Source organism: Streptomyces sp. NPDC060194, assembly GCF_042728285.1.
GTDB lineage: Bacteria > Actinomycetota > Actinomycetes > Streptomycetales > Streptomycetaceae > Streptomyces.
This window is the reverse complement of sequence record NZ_JBHWZH010000017.1, coordinates 19,814-41,404: the sequence shown is the minus strand read 5'-3', so window position 1 is coordinate 41,404 and position 21,591 is coordinate 19,814. Positions and strand designations below refer to the sequence as shown.

The 21,591-nt window shown below is 67.0% G+C and carries 14 protein-coding genes and 1 pseudogene; 6 read left to right on the top strand and 9 right to left on the bottom strand.

Annotation, left to right across the window (positions count from 1 at the left end; all coding sequences use genetic code 11):
* Positions 1 to 55: 55 nt before the first annotated feature.
* Positions 56 to 1,426 carry a GDSL-type esterase/lipase family protein gene (locus tag ACFWEG_RS05970; protein ID WP_387209663.1) on the bottom strand — a complete coding sequence of 457 codons (1,371 nt, stop codon included), beginning with the start codon at positions 1,424 to 1,426 and terminating at the stop codon, positions 56 to 58.
* A 425-nt stretch (positions 1,427 to 1,851) separates the two neighbouring features.
* Here ACFWEG_RS05970 and ACFWEG_RS05965 point away from each other — a divergent pair, with 425 nt between their 5' ends.
* On the top strand, positions 1,852 to 3,681 hold the full coding sequence (locus ACFWEG_RS05965; protein WP_387209661.1) for a glycosyltransferase family 2 protein: 1,830 nt from the start codon (positions 1,852 to 1,854) through the stop codon (positions 3,679 to 3,681).
* Positions 3,682 to 5,213: 1,532 nt separating this feature from the next.
* Here ACFWEG_RS05965 and ACFWEG_RS05960 read toward each other — a convergent pair.
* A complete protein-coding gene (locus ACFWEG_RS05960) occupies positions 5,214 to 6,110 on the bottom strand; it encodes an IS3 family transposase (protein ID WP_387209659.1) in 897 nt (298 codons plus the stop codon).
* Positions 6,107 to 6,412: a transposase gene (locus tag ACFWEG_RS05955; protein ID WP_387209657.1), complete on the bottom strand. Its 306-nt coding sequence runs from the start codon at positions 6,410 to 6,412 to the stop codon at positions 6,107 to 6,109. Before ACFWEG_RS05955 ends, ACFWEG_RS05960 begins: the two co-directional genes overlap by 4 nt.
* A gap of 92 nt (positions 6,413 to 6,504) precedes the next feature.
* Here ACFWEG_RS05955 and ACFWEG_RS05950 point away from each other — a divergent pair, with 92 nt between their 5' ends.
* The 3 genes and pseudogenes from ACFWEG_RS05950 to ACFWEG_RS05940 all read left to right on the top strand — a co-directional run bounded on the left by ACFWEG_RS05950 (position 6,505) and on the right by ACFWEG_RS05940 (position 8,988).
* Positions 6,505 to 7,671, top strand: coding sequence for a hypothetical protein (locus tag ACFWEG_RS05950; RefSeq protein WP_387209655.1), 1,167 nt, complete (start codon positions 6,505 to 6,507; stop codon positions 7,669 to 7,671).
* A 68-nt stretch (positions 7,672 to 7,739) separates the two neighbouring features.
* Positions 7,740 to 8,593 (top strand): annotated as a pseudogene (locus ACFWEG_RS05945) (IS5 family transposase).
* Positions 8,590 to 8,988, top strand: a complete 399-nt coding sequence (locus tag ACFWEG_RS05940) for a hypothetical protein (protein WP_387209653.1) — start codon at positions 8,590 to 8,592, stop codon at positions 8,986 to 8,988. The pseudogene ACFWEG_RS05945 and the gene ACFWEG_RS05940 overlap by 4 nt, the downstream one beginning before the upstream one ends.
* A gap of 97 nt (positions 8,989 to 9,085) precedes the next feature.
* Here the strand turns inward: ACFWEG_RS05940 and ACFWEG_RS05935 are convergent, their stop codons facing one another.
* Positions 9,086 to 10,303, bottom strand: coding sequence for a hypothetical protein (locus ACFWEG_RS05935; RefSeq protein WP_387209651.1), 1,218 nt, complete (start codon positions 10,301 to 10,303; stop codon positions 9,086 to 9,088).
* The gene (locus ACFWEG_RS05930) at positions 10,300 to 12,549 is read right to left on the bottom strand and encodes an ATP-binding protein (protein ID WP_387209649.1); all 2,250 of its coding nucleotides are present in this window, start codon (positions 12,547 to 12,549) and stop codon (positions 10,300 to 10,302) included. The genes ACFWEG_RS05935 and ACFWEG_RS05930 overlap by 4 nt, the downstream gene beginning before the upstream one ends.
* 484 nt (positions 12,550 to 13,033) lie before the next feature.
* Between ACFWEG_RS05930 and ACFWEG_RS05925 the strand changes: the two genes are divergently transcribed.
* Entirely contained in the window at positions 13,034 to 15,010 is a 1,977-nt protein-coding gene (locus tag ACFWEG_RS05925) for a DNA cytosine methyltransferase (protein ID WP_387209647.1), read from the top strand.
* On the opposite strand, the gene ACFWEG_RS05920 is transcribed toward ACFWEG_RS05925, so the two are convergent.
* Positions 14,938 to 15,438 carry a very short patch repair endonuclease gene (locus ACFWEG_RS05920; RefSeq protein ID WP_387209645.1) on the bottom strand — a complete coding sequence of 167 codons (501 nt, stop codon included), beginning with the start codon at positions 15,436 to 15,438 and terminating at the stop codon, positions 14,938 to 14,940. The genes ACFWEG_RS05925 and ACFWEG_RS05920 overlap by 73 nt on opposite strands.
* 85 nt (positions 15,439 to 15,523) lie before the next feature.
* Here ACFWEG_RS05920 and ACFWEG_RS05915 point away from each other — a divergent pair, with 85 nt between their 5' ends.
* Positions 15,524 to 15,712 carry an AbrB/MazE/SpoVT family DNA-binding domain-containing protein gene (locus tag ACFWEG_RS05915; protein ID WP_378886481.1) on the top strand — a complete coding sequence of 63 codons (189 nt, stop codon included), beginning with the start codon at positions 15,524 to 15,526 and terminating at the stop codon, positions 15,710 to 15,712.
* Between the two features lie 31 nt (positions 15,713 to 15,743).
* Here the strand turns inward: ACFWEG_RS05915 and ACFWEG_RS05910 are convergent, their stop codons facing one another.
* Genes ACFWEG_RS05910 through ACFWEG_RS05900 form a run of 3 tightly spaced genes read right to left on the bottom strand, consistent with a single transcriptional unit; the run spans position 15,744 to position 21,548 of the window.
* The gene (locus tag ACFWEG_RS05910) at positions 15,744 to 17,762 is read right to left on the bottom strand and encodes an AIPR family protein (protein WP_387209643.1); all 2,019 of its coding nucleotides are present in this window, start codon (positions 17,760 to 17,762) and stop codon (positions 15,744 to 15,746) included.
* Entirely contained in the window at positions 17,755 to 18,762 is a 1,008-nt protein-coding gene (locus tag ACFWEG_RS05905) for a PD-(D/E)XK motif protein (RefSeq protein WP_387209641.1), read from the bottom strand. The genes ACFWEG_RS05910 and ACFWEG_RS05905 overlap by 8 nt, the downstream gene beginning before the upstream one ends.
* Complete coding sequence (locus ACFWEG_RS05900) at positions 18,759 to 21,548, bottom strand: Z1 domain-containing protein (RefSeq protein WP_387209639.1); 2,790 nt, start codon at positions 21,546 to 21,548, stop codon at positions 18,759 to 18,761. The genes ACFWEG_RS05905 and ACFWEG_RS05900 overlap by 4 nt, the downstream gene beginning before the upstream one ends.
* Between the last annotated feature and the right edge of the window lie 43 nt (positions 21,549 to 21,591).

Genomic DNA, 21,591 nt, shown 5'->3' with positions numbered 1-21,591 from the left:
GACGGGGGGGGCGGGGCCCAATGGTTCTCAGGGTCCCGCCCCCTCTCGTGTGTCCTCAGCCGGCGACCGTCGTCGCCGTGCTCACCAGCCGCATCTCCTCCGGCCCCCGGCCCGCCACGTTCACGCAGGCGTGCGCCTGGAACCCCCGCACCCCGTACACCCGTGCCAGGCAGGCGCCGAGCGCGCGCTGGCCGTAGGCGTTCGGGTGCAGCGACTCCTGCACCTGCCCCGGCCCCGCCCCGCTCACCACGAACCGCGCCCACTCGGCGCTCACCCCCGACGGCGGCACGTCCGCGGTGGCCCGCTCCGTTCCCCGCGCGCACACCTCGCGCCCCTCGAACGCGCGGGACAGGTCGAGGAACTCCGCGCCGGCGTCCTCGGCGACGGCGGCCAGCGTGCGGCTGATCGCGGGGACGGCGTCGTCGTGGGCCCAGTCGAGGTCCGCGTCGAAGAAGGGGCAGCGGCCCACGGCGGCCCGGTCGTACCGCGAGTCGAAGGCGCGCAGGCGCGCGCCGGGCGGCAGGGGGCCCGGGTAGGACTGGACGACGAGCCGGTACCCGCCCTCGGTCTGCCCCGCGCCGGCCAGCGCCTTGCGGATGCTCGCCACCGCGCCCGCGACCGCCGTCCGCATCCTCGGCAGCCCGTCCGCGACGGCCGCACGGGACGTCTTCGAGCACGGCCGGCCGCCGACGGGCCTCAGGAACGCGGCCGCACAGCCGCGGACCACTTCGGCGAACCGCAGGTCGTTGCCGCCCAAGGAGAGCACCACCAGCTCGACGTCGTGGTCCTCGGCGATCTCCGCGAGCCGCTCGGCCTGCGGGCGCTCGCCCTTGAACGCGCGCCCCCCGTCCTCCGGCAGCAGCACCGCCTCGGCCGTCGCCCCGGCGCAGGCGAGGTTGACCCGCTGCGCCATCGGCAGCGGCCGCCCGCCGACGGTGATCGCGGCGCTGCGGACGGCGGCCACGTCGGAGCGGTGGCAGCCCGACGTGTGCGTCGCGCCGTAGACGCGGTCGGTGTCGTACGCCGCCCGGTCGCCCTCCCAGGTCCGGTCCGTCCCGGCGCCGCCCGCGTCCGCCACCAGGCTGTTGCCGCGCCAGCGACCGGCCTCACCGGAGAGGTAGCTGTCGCCGAGGGTCACCACGACGGGGGGCTTCGGGGCGGCGGAGGGGGCCGGCGCGGGTGCTGCGGCAGGGTGCGCCGCGGGTACTGCGATGGGGAGCGCCGCGGGTGCGGCGGTGGGGTGCGCCGCGGGTGCTGCGGTGGGGTGCGCCGCGGCGCCCGGGGTGAGGCCGAGGGCGGCCGCCAGGGCGACCGCGGCGACCACCCCGGCGCGCCGGGACCGGGCGGAGGGGGACGACCGGGGGACGTGGCGCGGGCCCTGGGGCCTGCCGCGCCGCGGGGTGCTGTGCCGTTCGGAGTACGTCATCCCTCCAGCACAGACCACCCGCCCGGACCACCGGCCGCGCCACAGGACCCGCCCGCCCGATCCGCCGCAGGTTCCCCCGGACGGAGCAACGCAACCCGCCGCCAGGGGGTCGCCCGCCCTTCGGCGCCCCGCCGCATCGGTCGGAACGACGCCGTCGATCGGTTCGACAGAAAGGCCGCCTTTTCGAACAGGGCCGCATATGACGCCGCGTGAATTCCGTTTTTCCTTGCCGGAGCTAATGAATGTAAATGCGATTATCCGTCCCCGATATATCGCCGTCGGCACTGTTATCTTTACCGCGATTCCTCTCCACCGGACAGACCGCGTTCTTCGCGTGCGGAGCGAGAGGTGGACGACGAGGGCCGAATTCCACGACGGCCCGCCCCGGTGCAGCACCTGACACCGCCCAGTACGAGAGGGACTCCGTGAAGGTCACCGTCATCATCCCGACCCACAACACCGGCGACGGCGTGCTGCCCGGCCTCGACTCGCTCCGCAACCAGACCATGCCCCGCTCCGACTTCGAGGTCGTCTACGTGGACGACGGCTCGACGGACGACACCGTCGCCCTGCTCACCGCGGAATTGGCGGACGAACCGAATATGCAGCTCGTCGCCATGAGCAATTCGGGATGGCCGGGCCGCCCGCGCAACACGGGAGTGGAACGTGCGCGCGGCGAGTACGTGCATTTCGTGGACGACGACGACTGGCTCGCCCCGCAAGCCCTCGAAAGGCTTTACGCACGGGCCGAGGAGACCGGCGCCGACATCGTCGCCGGCCGCATGGCCGGGCACGGCCGCGGGGCCCCGCGCGCGCCCTTCGCCAGGAAGCTGGCGCCCGGTTCGCTGCGCGAGAACCCGGTGCTGCTGGGCTCCATGACGGTCCACAAGCTCTTCCGCCGCCAGTTCCTCCTCGACCACCGGCTGCGCTTCGAGGAGGGGCGGGTGCGGCTGGAGGACCACATGTTCATGCTGCGGGCCTACCTGCTCGCCCAGCAGGTCAGCACGGTCGCCGACTACACGACGTACCACTGGGTGCGGCACCGCAACGGCAAGCACAACATCAGCTACTCCCCCATCGAACCCGGCCCGTACATCGACTCGGTCCGGCGGATCATCGCCCTGCTGCACGCTCCCGACACCTATGTGGCCGACGACGACCTGCGGCACCGTTTCATCGCCAACTGGTACGGCAGCAAGGCCCTCAAGCGGCTGACCGGCAAGGGCTTCCTGGCCCAGGACGAGGAGCGACGTGCCGCCTGGCGCCGGGCCGTCGTCGACCTGGCCGCCGAACTGCCGCCGAAGGCGGACCGGCACCTGCCCGCGCGCCTGGCCGTGCTGTCCCGGCTGTGCCGCGCCGGCGACCACGACGCCATCGAGGCCTACGCCCGCTTCGAGGCGGAGGTGCGGCAGCAGCCGCGGGTCGAGGAGGCCGTGGTGAAGGGCGGGAGAATCCACCTGCACACCCGCACGACCCTGGTGCACACCGACGCCGGGACCGGCGAGACCGTCCCGCTCCTGTTCAGCCGGACCGTGCGCGAGACCGCGTCGGGAGCCAAGGCGGTGCGCTGGCACTGGAGGCTCCCCGCGCCGCTCGGCACGCTCCCCCTCGACGCCGAGCCCGACCTCACGGAGCCGCTCACCGGGGCCCGGGCGCAGGCCATGGTCCACCACGAGAGCGGCGGCACCCAACTGGTCGTGACCACCGGGACGTCGGAACTCGTCCCCGTCGCGGACCCCGCGGACCCCGACCTGTGGCAGATGCACTGGATGACACGGTGCACCGTCGACCCCGCCGGCGTGGACGCCCTGTCAGGACCGCTGGAGCCGGGCACCTGGCACCTCCGCCTCCGCCTGAACATGGGCGGCTGGCTCAGCGCCCCCCGCCTGCCCCGGCTCAAGCTCGCCGTCGCCGCGACGTCACCCGGCGGCCCGAAGCCCGCGGCCCCGGCGCCCGCCCGCCCCACCGCCTTCACCAACTGCCCGGCCCACCGCGTGGTGCGCGCCCTCGTCCCCACCCTGCGCCTCCTCCTGCCCGCCGGCGGCTACACCGCGCTCCGGAGCCGCTACCACCGCTCCCTCCTCCGCGCCACCGCACCCCGCGCCCGGACGGCTGCATCCCCCTCCCCCCGCCGCACCTCCCCCACCCCACAGCCCCCGTCCGCACCCCCCACCCCCCGCCCCACGAACCTCCCCCTCACCACCCCACCCCCCACCCCCGCACCCCGCTCCGACACACCGTCCCCGACGCGGTAACCCCCGGCCGACCACCGCCGGCCCCAGGGCCTCCCCTCCGAGGCCCTGCCTCCCGCACCCCCGCCCCCTCGCTCACACACCCGCCGCCACGACACCCAGCACAACAGAAAACCCCAGGTCACACAGCGTGTGACCTGGGGTTCTAATGGGGCCGCCTTCGGGATTCGAACCCGAGACCTACGCATTACGAGACCATGAGCGATCGTGTTGCGTGGTGCCTCGCCGTGCTGTCCGGTGACGTTTTTCCTGATCAGAGCACATGCGACTCGTTGACGTGTGCTGCCCCGTGATGCACCGTCCAAAGGCGTCTGTCCACCGGCTGTCCACCGGTGGGGCTCTCACCGGTCCGCCAGTGAGACTGCCGCCGGGCTGCCAGCAATGCTGTCGACCGGCCGGAGAGACGAGCGAAGGTCGCTGTGGGACCCCTACAGGCCATCCACGACTGGGTTCCTTCACACGCCCGCACTGCCCGCGTGTGGTCTCGAAGAGCTCGGTGCCGGTCTCGCCCGTAGCGTAATGCAGTGCGAAGGTCCCTGCGCGCCCTCAGCCTCGACCAGCGCACTCCCCGCTACCCGATCGCCCATGCCCGTACTGCGCCGGCGAGCTCACCCTGCACACCGGCCCCGAGCAGGCCCCCGACTGACGTGCCCGCCCGGGCCCGATTCCAACGCACCTTTGCCCGTGGGTGAGGACGGTCGGCGCGTGTGGACATGGGCCGACCTGCTGACTCCGATTGCCGCCCTCCGTTCCGAGGGACGGCCCGAAACCGCTCGGCACGCAGCTTAACGCCGTTGGCCCTGGCACGATCCGGGGCCGACCGGACTGCTTCTCAGTGGGGCGTGGCTTGCGCACGAGACCCCGGGCCCGCGCTGACAGGGCCCACACCCACCAGTCACATATAGGTAACAAAAGGGCAAAGCAGACGAAGATTCGGACTCCTTGACTGCAAACTGACTTCAGAGTTGAGGCGAGAGGCAGAGTGCGGGCAAAAATTATTTAGTTAGACTAAGCACTTTTCTTCCTCGTCCAAGCTCTCAGCAATAGCGGTCGAACGAATGAAATAAAGGGGAGGGCAAATCAGATGCCCAAAAGTTGGATGCGAATTATTCGCGAAGCACTGCAGAGCGGCGACGGGACGCTTCGTCTCGTGTTCCTCATGGGCGCGGGGGTCGCTTGCGGCGCCGCGTTGGTGGGTGTGGTTGCCGCCGCAAGGCTCACCGGGCTGCTCTAGTCTGCGAATGCTGCATCACATACGAGGTAGCAACAACATTCTTGGCCCCTGACCTACCGGCGCCACCCTCGGCCCGTGCGCCCCGCCATTTTCTCAAGAGGCGGGGCGTGTCGAGTAGTTACCCTCTACTTCGCGATGACCGTGGTGGTCTGCGAGGCCCTGCCGGGCCAGGTCGAGCGTACCGCGATGGACACCGTGCACGCCCGGGTGGTGGTCGCCCGCCCCGATGACCGCGGTGGGCGTCAACAGCACCCGCACCGTCCTGGACTGAAGTTTCCCCGTGATCATGGACACAGTTGCCTTATGCCGCGAGGGCCTGTCCTTGCTGGAAGCGCAGGCGTGTCTCGTGGGGTGTGAGGTAGCCCCAGCGGATGTGTTTGCGTAGTCTGCGTCGGTTGTAGAAGGTTTCGATGAAGGTGAAGATCTCGGCGCGGGCGGTGGCCCGGTCGGGCCAGAAGCGGGTGCCGATCTCTTCCTTGAGGACCGCCCAGAAGCTTTCCGCGGCGGCGTTGTCGAAGCAGATCCCGGTCCTGCCCATGCTCTGCCGGCCTTCCAACTCGCCTATTTTGGTGCGGAGTTGAGTGGAGGTGTACTCGGATCCGCGATCTGAGTGGATCACGCAGTCCGGCTGCAGGCGGCCGAGGTCTGCTGCCATGGCGAGGGCGTCGAAGACGAGTTCGGCGCGGTGGTGGTCGGCCATCGAGTAGCCGATGATCTCGCGGGTGGCCAGATCGAGCCAGCCGGCGAGGTAGAGCCATCCTTCGGCGGTCGGGATGTAGGTGATGTCTCCGACGATCTTCGTGCCGGGGTGGTCGGCGTGGAAGTGGCGGCCGATCAGGTCGGGCGCGGGTGCGGCCTTGGAGTCCTGCTTGGTCAGGCTGCGGCGGCCGGTGCGCCGGGTGTGGCCGGTGATCCGGTGTTCGCGCATGATCCGCTCGACGCGCTTGCGGTTGACCGTGCGCCCCTGGCGCCGGAGTTCGGCCGTCACGCGCGGCACTCCGTAGGTGCCCTTCGATGCCACGTGGATGACGGTGATCTCGTGGGCCAAGGCCGTGTCCGCCCGGTGCCGGGCCTCGCGGGCCACGATTCCGGCGGCCCACGCGTAGTACGTGGAGCGGGCGGTCCTCATCACCCGGCACAACAGCACGATCGGGAAGTTGGCCTTCTCCGCGTGGATGAATCGGCAGAGACGGCTCACCGATCGCTCTCCTTCGCGAAGAAAGCTGTCGCTTTTTTTAGGATCTCAATCGTTTTCGCCTGCTCCGCGGTCAGCTTCCGCAGCCGCTTCAGCTCCTCGTCCCGGTCGCCCCCGCCCTGCTGGGCGGCGGTCGTCGGTCCGGTCTGGGCGGCACGGGCCTTCTTGACCCACCCCCGCAGGCTCTCCGAACTGATCCCCAGCTCGCGCGCGACGTCCGTGACCGTCCGCCCCGACGAGCGCACGAGCTCGACCGCGTCGCGCTTGTACTCCTCGGAGTACCGCTTCGTGTACTTGCTTCCCACCTGGTGCTACTTCCTCTGGAACCGCTCAGGTCCCATTCTCCAGGTGTCCATGATCTGGGGGAAGCTTCAGGTGCCGGTGTCATCCTGTGCCGGTGGACGTATCCCTTCCCGACCAACTGGGCGCAGTTGAACGAGAGTCCTGTGTCGCTACGCAAGCGGTAATCCAAAAACTGAATCTCCCCGCGCTCCCTGAGCAGATCACGGGACAGCAGGATGTTGCCTATGTGCCGGTGACCCGCGCGCAATGGAAGTCAGTGTTGAGGGACGCCGGCCTGTCCGGGCTTCAGCGGGAGACCGACGAGAAGGTTGCGGAGATCCTGCGCCTGCGGACCGCTTCGGGCCGAACCGTCGGGAAGCAGCTTCCGGAGTTGTTGCGGAGTCTCCACGCGTCGGTTGTTGCCTTGGGCGCTGTCGCAGAAGAGGTGTCCCGGTTCAGTCCGTCCCGTACGAGCGCGGCAGAGCGACGGTTGGCGACCGACCTGGCGCGAGCGAATCGGAGCGAGGCTCAAGCGCTGTTCGCCTGCCTGGAACAGGGATGGACGGAGTCTGCTTGGTCTGCAGTACGGCGGTATGCTCTCGCGGCCCAGGCGGCCGGGCGAACTCTGGAAGCTGCCGCCGGGACTGATCACGCCGGCCTTCCTTACGAGGACGTCTACCAGCGAACGCTCGGGGTGTCGGCCGAGCAAGTGGGTCCCGGGTCGGGTGTGGCGTCGCGGGCCCGCCTCTTGGCCGCTTGGTCGGAAGCCCCGCAGATGCTCGATCACCGGCTGCGCAGGAGCATGAGACATCTGATCGATGACTCGCTGCCCCTAACGGTGATACTTCTCCATCACCTTGCCGTCCTAGCGATCTCCGATCGCCCTTTGGTAACGCACCGTGCTGCTCTCCTGGGACGTGACCTGGTGACGTCCCATCTGAAGTCCGATCCGGAACTGGCATGTTCAGTTATGGCACGACACGTCGCTCGAGAACCGGAGATGGTGTCCGCCCATCGAGGACAGATCGCCTACTACGAGGAGGAATACCAGGAAGAAAAGGCGCGGGCGGTCATGGACCTGCACCGGGCCGTGCTGGAAGCAGACGTCAGGCGCACGGCTGTTGTGGTACTGGGACTGCTGGGAAGGACGGTTCCGCAGGGGGCCCCGCTCGCCACCGTCCGGGATCTGCTGGCCGCTCAAGACGGTCAGCCGCTGTGCAAGTTGCTTGCCTCGACGATCCGCTCTGAGAGGTCGTTAAGTCCGATCTTTCTCGGTTCGTGATCGCTCGATCGTGTGACCGATCGCCAGGTCGGTCACACGGCGGGCATGTCCATGTTCAGATCCGGGGCATGGAGCGAGAGCCGTACCCGAGCGACTTAACGGACGAGCAGTGGGCGTTGATCGAGCCGATGATCGCAGCCTGGAAGCAGGACCGGGTGAAGCGGTCGGCGACCGGCGATCCCGGTAGCTGTGACCTGCGGGAGGTCGTGAACGCGATCTTCTATCAGAATCGGACGGGCTGCCAGTGGCGCTATCTGCCCCACGATCTCCCTGCCTGGTCCGCGGTGTTCTACCACTTCGGCCTGTGGCGTCAGGACGGGCTTGACCAGCGGATCTCCGAGCTCCTGCGGTGTCAGGTCCGGGAGAAGGCCCGCCGATTAGAGGACCCGTCCCTCGTGGTCATCGACACCCAGTCCGTGCGCGCGGCCGCGGGTGTCCCGAAGACCACGACGGGACTGGACGCCAACAAGAAGGTGGCAGGCCGCAAGCGGGGACTCGCCGTCGATGTGCTGGGGCTGATCATCGGTGTCGTCGTGCTGGCCGCATCCGCCCACGACAACGCCGCCGGCACCGCCCTCCTCGACCAGGCCGCAGAACGGTGCGGCAACCGCCTGGAGAAGGCTCTGGTCGATCAGGGCTTCAAGGACGAAGTCCTCATCCACGGAGCCCTGTTGGACATCGACGTCCAAGTCGTCCGCCGCACCCGGGCGATCATGGCAAGGGTTTCGTTCCGCAGCCGAAACGGTGGATCGTGGAGCAGGTCAACGGAACGCTGATGCTGCACCGCCGCCTGGCCCGCGAGTACGACCACCGGCCCGACACCTCTGCCTCGCGCGTCTACTGGGCCTCCATCGCGAACATGACCCGCCGCCTCACCACGCCCAGCCAGGCCTGGCGCGACTCCCTCGAGCTGGCCGCGTGAACATCACCGAGCTCCTGGCCGACCTGCAGGTCCAGTACGACCGGACCGCGACGCGGGCCGGCGAACTACGCGACCGGATCGAGCACCTGACCTCCGCCCTGGCCGAGACCGAAGCACGGCTCACGAACCTGGCCACCACGCGAAAGATCATCGCGGAACTCGCACCGGCCCGCGACGATACCGAACCGCCCGAGACCAACAGCGCCTACCAGGCCATCGTGAACGCCTTCAACCAACACCCCGACCAGGAATTCCGGGCCCGTGACCTGCACGAACTTCTCCACATGCCCACCGACGAAGCAGCCGTCAACGTCACCCGCGCCCGCCTCGGACGCCTCCTCCGCCAAGGCTTCCTCACCCAACCCGGCCGAGGCCGCTACCAGAAACGGACTTAACGACCTCTGAGATCCCCGACACGGTCGGGCTCAGATCACGCTTCAGAATTCAGCGCGCGGGCGAGAGGGCCGACAGGCTGATCATCCTGGCCGAGAATCAGGACTGCTTGCCGTCCTTCGTCGTGGTACGAGGGTTCGGAACCGAGTTCTGGTCCGTGGCCTTCCCCTTTCCGTCCAGCCCCAGGGACTGCTTGATGTTCTCGTAGTCGACGACGGGGGTGCCGATCCTGGCCACCGTGTGCCCGTGCGAGGTCAGCATGGCCTCGGCGAACGGGCTGTCCAGCGTGGCGACGCGGGTCCACAAACGGACCTCTGCCAACGGAACAGACTGCACGATCTCGAAGTCGACCAAGAGGTCCGGGATGTCGAGGTACTTGGGCAGAATCCGGTAACGGGCGTTGTTGTCGCGGAACATCTCCAGAGCCGCGTTCCGCTCCCGGCTCCCCTTGACGGGGGATCCGGCCTCGATCCAACGTGCGATCAAGGGTGCTTCGCTCAACGGAACCGCCTTGGCGAGACGTACGTACTCGGCCTTGGCCGCGCGGTTGCCGCCGCTGGGCAGGTCCTCGTAGAGGTCGCACGCAGGAGTGAGGACGACCCACCAGCCGTCCTGGGGGTCCCTCAGAAGATCTGCCGCGGTCACGTGCTTCGTGACCGGCGGCATCAGGTACATCCGGGCGGTCGACGCGTGTCCCATCACACGGTCCTCGGAGGAACCGAGCACGGCTCCGAGGGCCTCGACCGCGTTCTCCTTCAGCCAGGCCGCCAAGCGGTGCACGAGGATGGGCGCGATCTGGCTACGGTCAACAGCCCCGAGCCGGTCCCAGTTCGGGGCGATCTCGTCCCGCAGGAATCCGCGCACGTGCTCGTCCACGAGGGCGGTAATGTGCCGGGTAAGGACCGGGACACCGGACTCGAGGCCCTCGCGAATCGCGGTGACAGCGTCGTCCAGTCGGTTCTTCGGGACCACTTGGATGAGCGGTGGCTGCGCCAAGTCGCTTACCTGCTCCGCGAGGCCGGTGCAGAAGACGACCGGCACCCAGCGGGTCTTGGCTATCCGGTCGTGCAGTTCACGGCCCTGCAGGTTGGGGTGCGCGGCGGAGCCACGCCGTGTCGCGTCCCTGACATCCAGAACAACCAGGTCGATCGCCTGGGTCTCCAGCAGGCGTTCCGCTTCGTCGAAATCGTTCTCGACGTGGATGTCGAGCGTTCCGAGGTCCGAGAGCTCCTCCGTGAGCATCTCGGACAGTTCCTCCGCGATGTCCACCTCGTCCTCGACGATCAAGATCCGGTACACCGCGCCCCCGTCCGTCACCCAACTCTCCTTCGCAGTCTTGCCCTGAATGTGGCTCCGGCGAGGGGCCCTGGCGTCACCAGGGACAGATCACCGTCGTAGAAATCCTTCACGACGCTGCCGGCGATGCTGAGGCCCAGCCCGATGCCGTCCTCCTTGTCGCTGAAGTACGTGTCGAAGATCATCTCTCGGATCTCCTCACGTACTCCGGGGCCGCTGTCGCTCACGTCGATGTCGACCTCGTCGTCGGGCGTCCGCCTCGTCTCGATGAGGATGGCGCGCTCCTCCCCCTCGGGCAGGGTGGAGAGCCAGTAGATCGAGTTCCCTACGAGGTTGTGTACCACCTGGGAGATGTCGCCGGGGTCAGCCGTCACTGTCACGTCCTCTCCGCTGACGGTGACGGTGATGCCGTGCTTCTTGAGCGTGCCCTCGTGGACCGCGACGGCCTCGTCGATCGCGGCTTGGAGGGACAGGGCGCGGGGGCGGCCTCGCCGCCGGCCGCTCAGCGGCTCGACGCGGGTGAAGAGCCGGTCCAGAGCCTGTTCTTGCGCCGTGAGGTCGACATGCATCTTCGTGAGAGCGGAGGCGAGTTGTTCGTCCTCATCGCGCTTACGGCCTGCCAGCTTGTCCAGTCGGCGGAGGACGTAGGCGATCCGCGTCAGTGCCGTTCGACCGTCGTGCAGTACGACGTCGACCAGCGCTCCGAGAGTCGCGAGGCGGGAGAACTGCGAGAGGACCTCCTGGACCTTCTCGACGCTCTCGTCGATCGTTTCCTGAGCCTCCTCCAGTGCGCGGCTCAACTCGGTGTCGTCCGGATACTTCGCGTTGAGAACGTCCCGGACGGGCGAGAGGGTGAAGTTCTGGAACAGGCCGTGACGGTCGCTTCCGGCACCGGAGGGGGTGTCCGCCGTGATCGGACCCGACTCGCGCCTCTCTCCCTTCGGGTGGCGCAGCAAGTAGCGCCAGCTCTCGAGTCGGCTCACGGCCTGGGTCAGGACACCTTTCAGGTCCTCGTATTCGGGCGAGTCGATGAGTCCTTCCCGGTGCGACCGGTCCCGAAGCCCGGGGTTACCGTCCGCCGATATGTACACGAAGCCCGCGACCTGGTTGTTGGAGAACCGCATGGTGGGGTTGTTCACGCGGCGGAGGTCGAAGCCCAGCCAGTCGAAGTCGACCTCGCCGAAGGGCTGCACCCGGAAGCCGTCCCGGTAGAGGGCGACACCGCTGTTGTCCTTGATCAGCTTACGGACCTCGGTGATGTTGCGGGCCCCGAGGTCGATGTTGAGCATCTCCTTGAGGGAGGCCGAGTCGAGGTCCCAGGTACGGAGGTCGAGCATCAGGGAACCGCACTTGGGTGCCTTCCCGTGCGACGGGAAAAGGTACTGGTTCAGAGTCTCCGACTGCCCGGACGTGAGGTTGGTCATGGTCAGGTCAGCGAGACCGTTTTCGTCGATGGCCCCTATGAGGCGGTAGTGCGGGTGTGCCAGAGCTTCGCTGGCCCCGACGAAACCGGTGTGGTGGTCCAACGGCCCAGCCGGAAGCGATAGGTAGATCGCGAACTCCGGCTGGTCGGGTACGTCCAGCTCCGCAGGAGGAGGAGGAGGAAGGAGTCGGGACAGGGACCGCTTCAGGCTCGCCACCGACTCGGCCCCCCAGTCCTGCCGAAGCCCTTCGAGCCGGACTAGGGTGCCGTGAGAGCCCGTCCAGGCGGGCTGTTTCCCGCTCGCGCGAAAAGTACTTGTCACCTCGTCGAAGAGGCGTCGCGCTTCGCCGTTGTCGGCGAACACCTCGGGAGCGCCCACGTTCCACTGGACCGGTACCTGGTCGAGGTAGGCGTTCTCGGCGGCGAAGTCGCTCCAGTCGAGTCGGATGTTCACCTCAGGGCCGCCGGCCTTGCGACTCCTGATCGCGGTCACGGCGCCGAGGCGGGCTGCGGAGAAGCGCCCGATTCCCTTTGCACCGAGAACCCTTCGCCCGAACTGCTCGCTGCGCGGAGCACGGTGCCGGAACGGTGTGGCAATCTCCATCCAGGTGTCCCGGACGGTCTCGGGAGACATACCGTGCCCGTCGTCCCACACCTCGATGGAACCGTACCCCTCCTCCAAGGGCCCGTTGAACCTGATCACAACGAGGCTCGCGTCGGCGTCGTAGGCGTTCTTGACCAGCTCCGTGAGCGCCACCCGCTCGTTGCTGATCAGTTCCTCACCGAGTGTGCTCATCAGGCGCGCACGGGGACGAAGGAACGTCTGTGTGTTCTCGGAGTCCACGCTCGCCCCTCTGACCGCTTCGCACCCGCACCCCCGCCCGAGGGGAGTACCAGCTGCGATCTTAACGGCGGGGAGGGCTCCGGAAACGCTGCTCAGGAGATTTGGGCAGCACGTGTGCCGGGACGGGTCCACGGTGGTTGCGGCACCCGACGCCCGACAAGGGGTACAGCCCTGTGATCGAACGTGTCTTCTGGTTCGGGGGTTCGTTGAGACAGGCGACGTTCGTGGACGTATCGCAACCGGAACTGGGGAGTCCCGAGGAGTAGCCCAGGGGGTGTCCTCTAACATGGGGTGACTCAAGAGTAGAACACTGCTTCAAGTTACCGACTAGACACGGTGAGTGAACAGCTGTGTTCACAGGCAGGTCACCCGCGTGACAGACGAGGCTTTGCGGCGGCGTGGGCCGGCCGGAAGCCTTGCCTCCGCAGCGGCGTGCGTGATCTCCTGGAGGTCGTTCAGATCATCAGGTACGGAGGAGTGGGTCGTGGCGAAGGAGAAGGGGGCGAAAAGCACGTACGGCGTGCCCCTGGAGCGGAGCGACTACCTCAAACTGGACAAGCACAGGCACCACTGCGAGCCGGACGATTTCAGGAAATGGGTCGAGTCCGGTTACGGAAAAGGTAAACGCCTGGCTGTCGACCTCTTCTCGGGTGCCGGCGGGCTGAGCCTGGGCCTTGAGCGGGCCGGATGGACCACCGCTGCGGCCGTGGACTTCGACGAGCGGGCTCGCGAGACGCATGCAGCGAATTTCCCGGGAATGAGTCTTTGCGTCGACCTCGGCGATGACGACCAGCGAGGCGAATTCGTCCAGCGAATCCTGGACTCCGGCGCCGATATCGATATCGTGGCGGGAGGCCCTCCCTGCCAGCCGTTCAGTCGTGCCGGACGCAGCAAGATCCGGCACTTGGTCGAATACCACAACCGTGACCCGCACGATCTCCGAAAGGAACTCTGGCGCGCCTACGTCGATGTGGTGGAGCGGCTCCTTCCACGTGCCGTCCTCATGGAGAACGTCCCCGACATGGGGCTCGGCGATGACTTCAGCGTGATCCGCATCATCGAGGCAAAGCTGGAGAGCCTTGGGTACGTGACCCAGGTACGTCTCGTCGACGCGTGGAACTATCGCGTGCCGCAGCACAGGAAGCGTCTGATCCTCCTCGCACGGAGAGACGGCGGCGACTTCGCGTGGGGGAAACCGAAGAAACAGACCAAACTTCGGGATGCCATCGGCGACCTACCTGCGCTCAATCCGGAGCCCTTGAAAGCGGTGGGTGCCCGAGTCATCGACTACGACGAGCAGCAGGAGTCGAAACTGTCTTCCTTCGCCAAGGAGATGCGCAGAAGGGCAGACAAGGGTGTAATTCACGACCACATGACGCGGCGGGTTCGTGAGGACGACTTCAGGATCTTCACGGTCATGGATTCCAAAACCCTCTACTCCGATCTCGAAGAGAAACTAGAAGAGGGCGAGAAGGATTTCCAGAGGTACGACTCGGAGCAATTCACCGACAAGTACAAAAAACTGGACTGGGAGGAATTGAGCCGCACGATCACCGCGCACATCGCCAAGGACGGTTACTGGTACATCCATCCTGAAGAGGCGCGAACGCTGACCGTGCGTGAAGCCGCGAGGATCCAGACCTTCCCGGACCGCTTTCGGTTCGCAGGTACGCGGAGCGACGCCTTCCGCCAAATTGGCAATGCGGTTCCCCCGCTGTTGGGCGAAGCCGCGGCCCGGGTTCTCCTGCGGCAAGATGTTCCCGCCGGAGACGAGGCCGCGGACAAGTGGCCGAAGGTACGTGAGGAGCTGACCCGCTGGGCCAAGGAGCAGCGTGCGGGCAAGCAGTGGTACCAGTTCCCCGGTGGCCGGAAGATGAAGCCGCTCGGTGCTCTTGTCATGGCGGTGCTCTCGGGAAGCAAGCTGCACCCGAAGCAGCTCTCCGACGTGATGGACGAGGTCGCTGGGCACAGGGAACTGACGCAGGACGTCTATCTCGCCCTCGTGAACGCAGCGCCGACAACAGCACTCCGCAAGCGTCTAGAGGGCAGGCTCAGTCCGGTCGTCGACAAGCCCGAGGTCTGGGTAAACGCGGATTCGGTTCTTGATCACAGTAAGGTGATGGGGCTCAAGCCGGCTGAGCTCGCGTTGTTCAGGCTGCTGGCCGGCGGCGACATAATGCTGGTCGGCCAGAGTGCGTTGCGGGTGGCTGCGAGGGTTCAGCAGAACGAATCGCACCTGACCAACCGACTGACCGAGGGTCGGCTCAACCTCATCAAGCTTCTCGGCGCCGGCCGGAACGCACCGGTGCGCATGGCCGCCATCAGGTTCATCGGCGAGAACCTTTGTCGTGACAAGCAGCCCGTCTGTGGAAGCTGTCCGCTGAGCAACTACTGCCCGACCCGTCCGCAGGAGGACGAGGGAATTGAAGCCACCTTGGATGTTGCGGTAACCACAGGCTGACAGGGTCCTGCCGGGAGAACCGGGACGCTGCGGTGTGCCGCGTGGGCGATGCGCTCGGCGGCCTGCTCGGCGTCGGCCCTGACCTCACACTCCCAGATGCGCACTACGGTCCATCCGGCGTCTCTCGCCGCTTCGGTGTTCCTGGCGTCCCTTTCCATGTTGGTCGTGATCTTGGCTTCCCAGCGCGAGGCGTTCGGCCCTCGGAAATGCCGCGTGCCGTGGGATGGGCAGCCGTGCCAGAAGCAACCGTCGACGAAGACCGCGAAGGAGTACCGGGGCAGAACGAAGTCCGCCGTGCAGCGGGGAGCGACCTTACGGTGCAGCCGAAAGCGCAGCCCGAGGGCGTGGACGGCGCTCCTGAGGGTCTTTTCCGGTTCGGTGTCCCGGACGCGGCGGCCTCGGAGCTGCGCGCTCCAAGGGGTGCTCACCCATCCTTCGTGTGTGCTCACGAGGCCATGCTTCCACCTTGGGCGGTCATGCCGTGGGCGTGCTCCGGGTGGCAGACTGACCTAGGTGATCCGAGAACCCGCAGAACTCGACATCGACGAGGCTGGCCGTGTGGAGATCCCGCTCGGGATCCTCGCCGAAGCAGGCATCAGCCCGGGTACCAGGCTGCTCGTGTTCAGCGACGGGGACGGGCGCATCGTGCTGAGGCGTGCAGACGACGCGATCAACGACCTGTTGGGGGAGGGAACCCTGTAGCGGCAGCCACGACCGCCCGGGACTGCCGCCCTCACGCGGTCTCGTCGTCGAGGCCGACGGACACGGGGTGGAATCCATGCCGCAGGGCCTCTTCATAGACCTCCATCGCCTGCCTGGCCTGGGCCCCGGTCACCCGTCGCCCCTGAGAGAGCCGCTGCGCGACACGGTCGGCGAGCTGCCTGTCCAGGGCGCGCAGGAGTCGGCCTTCGCGGGCCCAGTCCGCGAGAGCCTGCCACTCCTCGCTGGGGATGTCCTCGACGGCGGCTTCGGCCTCGTCGGACTCGGTGCTCTCGGGGGAGGCGATCTCGAAGGGCTCGGCCGTGAGTTCGGCGGTCAGCGCATCGGGGAGCGTCCACGGGATGCGGGAAACCTCGTCCCAGCAGTCGGGCTTCTTCGCCCACTCCGACACGTGCCGATCGCCGGAGATCACCGTCTCCATGATCAAGGGACAGAGCTCGTCGAGGGCGTCCTCCAAGGCGTCCGTGGTGCCCTGCTCGTTCCAGATCCTGTCGAGGTCGATCCGCTTCTCGGCGGCGAGCGAGAGCCGGGCGACCGTGTAGGTCGTGATCAGTCGTTTGTGGCTGCCGGCAGAGTGCGCACGGGCGATCCGGTCGGCAGCCTGGAAGAGGATGGCGGTGGCTATGGCGCGCTTGCAGTACTGCACGTCCACAACGGGATCGGACTTCTCGATCCGCTCCATGAAGTGGGCAAAGTTCTTCTGGGCACCGCGACTCACCCAGTACGGGAGCTGCTCCCAGGAGTGCACGAAGGTGGCTAGGTCGGCCTTGCTGAATCTCTGCCGGCTCGGCGTGATCAGCTTGAACTTGCGCTGGGCGGCGCGGGTCTCGTGCTCGGCGGACTTGTCGGTGTACTGACCCCGCGCCCGCTCGTAGAACCACCGCGTCTCCTGACCGCTGCCGTCGGTCGCAGGAGCCCACAGGCTGCGGGAGACACGCTCGAAGGCGACGTGGAACTCGTGGTTCGAGCTGAAGTCGACCAACGTCACCTTGTTCTGGGTGTTGGAGTACTGGGAGATCCTCGGAACGATCTCGGACAGGTAAGCGGGGTCGACGATCGTGAGTTTCATCTGCACGTGGACCCCGTCCAGGTTCCGCTTGTCATGAGTCAGGACGTGGTGCAGCGAGGCGGTGGTCTGGCCGCCGTTGACGATCTGGAGGCCGGTCATACTCCTGATGGCGACGGGACTGCCGTGCTCGTCGGTCTCGAAGTCCACGTCCGAGGCGGTGGCGGTCACGCCGTTGTTGTAGGCGAGGAAGCGGCTCGGATCCTTCAGCAGGGTCTCGCGGATGCCCTTGTTCACGCCACCACGGGTCTGGAGGAAGGACCGGACGTTGAGTTCGAGCAGCCGGGTCCGGTGCTCCTTGTACAGTTCGGCAAGCTGCCGGCCGGGGATGACGGCCAGGACGACCGAGTAGTTCGGCTCGTCGCTGTGCGCTGCCAGGCACGGAAGAGGACGCTCGAAGGTCACCTTGATGGGCTCGCCGATGCTCCCGGAGGTCTCGTGCCTGTGGAGCCGCGCAAGGTCCCAGAGCTCGTGTGTGACAGGGATCCCCTCGAACTCCCCGGGTCCCGGGGCACTCGTCGTGCTGACCCGGTTGCTCAGGAGAAAGAGGCGGATCTTCGGAACGTTCGACAGTGCCTTCTCCACACCGACGCACATGTCGTGCACGTCGGTGTTGTCCTCCTGGTTGGGGCGGATGGCCGCGTGCTTGCCCAGGAACGCGAACAGCCTGCGGAAGAGCCTGTCGGACTCGGCCTTGGTCAGCTTGCTGCTCATCGGGGTCAGGTTGAAGTCGGTGGTGTAGAGATCGAGGCTGGACCCGTCTTCGGGCAGACCGTAGCCGTAGATCTCCAGCCCCCGGGAGGAGTGGTAGGCGAGCGCAGCGTCGGTGACCACCCCGGCCTCCTCGAGGATCTCGAGTACGTGCTGGGTGAACGTGTTCGGGATCGAGCCGCCCTCGGCGTCCGCCAGCGCCTGGATGTCGGTCACCAGCGCGCGTGAGTAGTCGTGGAGGTCGTGCTCAGCCATGGGTTCCTCGGATCAGGTCGACGAGTGTCTCGGCGGTCACGCTGTGGGCGGTCAGTGCCGACACGTCGATGGTGTAGGTGCAGTTGCCCACCCCAGGCGGCAGTTCGGCCTCGATGATGCGGGGGAAACCCTCCCCGACCGTCCAGAACTCGCTGCGACGCAGGGTGTAACGATCGTGGTCGTAGAGGTCCCGCTGATTCGGCAGATAGCCGGCTTGGACCAGCAGACTCTCGAAGCGCTGGGCGGCGGACGGTGAGGTCAGACGGGCCCGTATCTCGTCCACCAAGGCGTTCAGACTCCTGCCGAGCCCACTTTGCCGGTCGTCGAGGACGACATGAGCCAGTGCGAGGGGCGTCGAGTCGGCCGTGTCCAGCTGCCGCTCACTCGCGATCTGGACCGTCCGGGGAGAGCGGGCTGTGGTCGTCTTCACCTCGACCGCGGCGCCGGGCAGCTGGAAGTCCTGGTTCGTCTGCTGAGGGCCCGTCCAAGAGCTGACGGCCGTGTGCTGGTCCACAGCCGGAAGTACGTACTCAAGGAGGAAGTGGAGTTCGCCGAAGAGACCGCACCGGGCCTGTCGGGACAGGCCGTCGCGCGATACGGAGCGCAGCAGCTGCTGCCACCGGACGTAACGGCGAACCGCGGCCTCCGCCGCCGTCTCGGTTGTCGGTGCGTCCCGAACCACTTCTGCGATGTCGGTGACGAGCGGGGTGAAGACCTCGGTGAGTTCGTCGTCGGTGAGCACCACTTGGAGCTCGTAGTGGTTGCCGGACACTGACGACAGGTTCAGCTGCAGGCCACGGGTGGCCGGCAGTTCGTGGATCTCCTGACGGACGGTGTCGGCGGTCCTAGCGTCGGTGCCTAGCAGCAGCATCCGCCGGAGGGCAGGGTGCGTCACCGACACCTGGATGTCGTGCAGGGAGTCGGGGTGGAGCCGCCGGGTGGACCTGCCCGGAGTCTGCTGGTGGGCCTCCAGCTCCTGCCACACACTCTCGTCGATCACTCTTCGTCCTCGAAGTCGTCGAACTCCATGTCCTGCTTGAACCAGATGTCGTTCACCACGTACTCGGTCTTCAACTGGTGGCTGGAGAACGGAAAGCTGATGGCGAACCCGACCAAAGGGGCGACCGGCTCGGGGTTCCCCGACGAATTGGCCACCTCGGCAGGGCTGAGGGGATACAGCAGAAGCAAAGGCTGGTCAGAGCGGCGCTGGTTACGCAGGGGCCGACCGCGGGGAGTGTCGGGGTCGAGGGGCTCGCCCTTCCTGTTGAGCTTGCCCCTCGCGGCCTCCTTCGTGTCCTTCAGCGCGCGCTCCTTCTGTTCGTCGGTCAGGTCGCAGAGTTCGTCGGCGGGGCTGAGTACGCGCTTGATCGTGTAGCGGCCGGGAACAACGTCCGAGGACTTGGAGTGGCTGCGCGTGATGAGGCCGACGGAATGGCCTGCGATCTCGGCCGCCGCTCCCTCGGGCAGTCGGCTGGCCAGGCGGATCGTCCAGTTGCCCAACTCACCCTGCTTGGCACACTGGCGTACGTACTCCGCGATGAAGGCCGGCCGCACCCGCTGGGCCTGCCGGTCGGTGAGGTAGGAGTCGAGGAATCCCTCGGTGACGTCCGAGGCTGCGACGCCACTCCAGGTAATGCTCCCGCTCCGCTCGTCTACCTTCCCGGCAGAGAGCGCATCGAGCCGCGCGACGAACGTGTCGAGCAGATCGTGGTTGTGGCGGACCACCTTCTCGGAAAGGTCAAAGATGGTCGTCTCGGGAAGCTCACCGGAGTAACTGAGGCGGACACGTGTGCCCTGTCTCATCTTGTTGGAGGCCGTGATGCCGAGGCCGAGCGACGAGGTCCTGACCTTGAGACCGTACTCGCGTGGGGTGAGTCCCACTGCGGACATCTCCTCGACGTCGCGCCGGAGTTCGTCGGTGGCCGCGGTGATCTCCGCGTACTGGCGCTGCAGCGTACGCGTCGTGTACAGCCGGCACAGGTCCTCGTAGTGGGGACGGTAGCCGAACCAGCGACCCATCTGCAGCAGGGTGTCGTACGTCTTGGAGGCACGCAGGTAGTAGCTGACCGACAGCCCTTCGAGGGTCAGACCGCGGGAGAGTTTCTCGCCGCCCACGGCGATGACCGACAGGCCGGTCTCCCGGCGCTCGTAATACTGGAGAGCGTCCTTCGCGGCACCGTTGACAGCCATGACGGTGATCTTCGCAAGGGCTGCGTGGAGATGCGGTTCGACGTCATCCCAGTCGAGCCTGCCCCCGGTCATGTCCTCGGTGCAGGGGACGAAGTCCCCATCCCAGAGCTCCCGCAGCTCTTCCTCAAGTTCTTGCCGGGCACTGCTGAACCGGTCCTGTAGAACGTCGAAAAGCAGACGCACATGGGCGTCGATCTGGTCGCGGACTTGCTGCTGTACGGCGGTGAAGCGGGTCACGTGCACCAGCATGGAGTTGTGCACGGCGACCTGCCCCCGTGCTCGACGTGCCGCGCAGGTCAGGACGAAGGACCGAATGGCTCGCTGCAGCGACTCCGGCAGGAAGTCGGGAACCTGGTGGTAGGACTTGTGCTTGTCCGGCACCCAGAGGTCCGTGTCCTTGATGTGCCTTATGAGCGGCAGCGGCTCGATGTCCTCCTCGTCGCCGTCGGTCTGCAGACCGAAGACCCGCTCGGGACCGAGGTAGTTGGACGGCGCCCGCAGGGTGCGGATGAAACTCTCCGGAAAGAGGTCGGGGCCCAGCTCGTCGTGGTCCGTGTCGGGGCTGATGTAGATGTTCGCGAAGGGGGTCGCGGTGTAGCCGACGTAGGACGCCTTCGTGAAGCTGTTGACCAACCGCCTGATGGCCTTGTTGATCGCCGACGGGTTGGTGTCGGGGTCCTTGGAGGTGTTCACCCCGGCGTTGTCGGCTTCGTCGTCGATCACGAACAAGGGGAGGTCGGGAACGACCATCCGGCCGGTCTCCGGGTCCTCCACGCCGTGGTTGTCGATCACCCAGTCCCGCAGGTTGTCGATGATCCGCCGGTTCTTCTTGACCACGAGGACCACCGGAACGCTGCCCACCGGCACGTTCGCGGAGACCGCCGTCTTGCGGGCGAAGTCCCCCTTCTCGTGACTGGTGGTGAGCGACGCGGCCTTCAGACGCTTGCCGTGCGACATCGCGCCAACACCGATATGACGATGCGCGTCGTCGTCCGAGCGGAACTGGTACTGGGTGTCGAACCCGAGGAGCCCCTCGTCGATACGGAGCTGCGTCTGGCTCCGCAGGTCGTTGTGGATCCCGGCGAATACCACGATGAGCCGGTAGCCGGCGTCAGCCGCCTTCGCGGCGAGCCCGATGAACTGCCCCGTCTTGCCGGACTGGACCTGTCCGATCACGAGCCCGGTCCGGCGCCAGACGCCTTCCCGCTGAGGGTCTTCCAGCTCACCGAGGACGTCGTCGGTGCTCTGGTCGAGTCGGCGTACGACCTGCGTCGGGAGTTTGGAGACGGTCAGGAGGTAGCGCCGGTAGCGGTCCCAGAAGTCCCACTTCCGGTCGGCCTTCGCATCGGCGAGCCAAGGTACATGCCCGTCGTCGTCCTTCATCGCGGAGGAATCGGCCTGGAACACGGAGGCCCGGGCCTCGAGCACTTTCCGCACTTGGTCCCGCTCCACTGTGATCCCTTGGGCAGCGAGGATGCTGACCGCGGTGTTCACGGCGAAGTCCACCTCGGCCGGCGTTGCCTGGCGGTCACCGGGCAGGAGCAGCACCGCGGTCTGCTCGGCCTTCTCGAGACTGTCTTCGGGGGTGGTGCTCACAGCGACCTCCTGCGGCCGGGTCGGTTGGGCGTGGGGACTACCA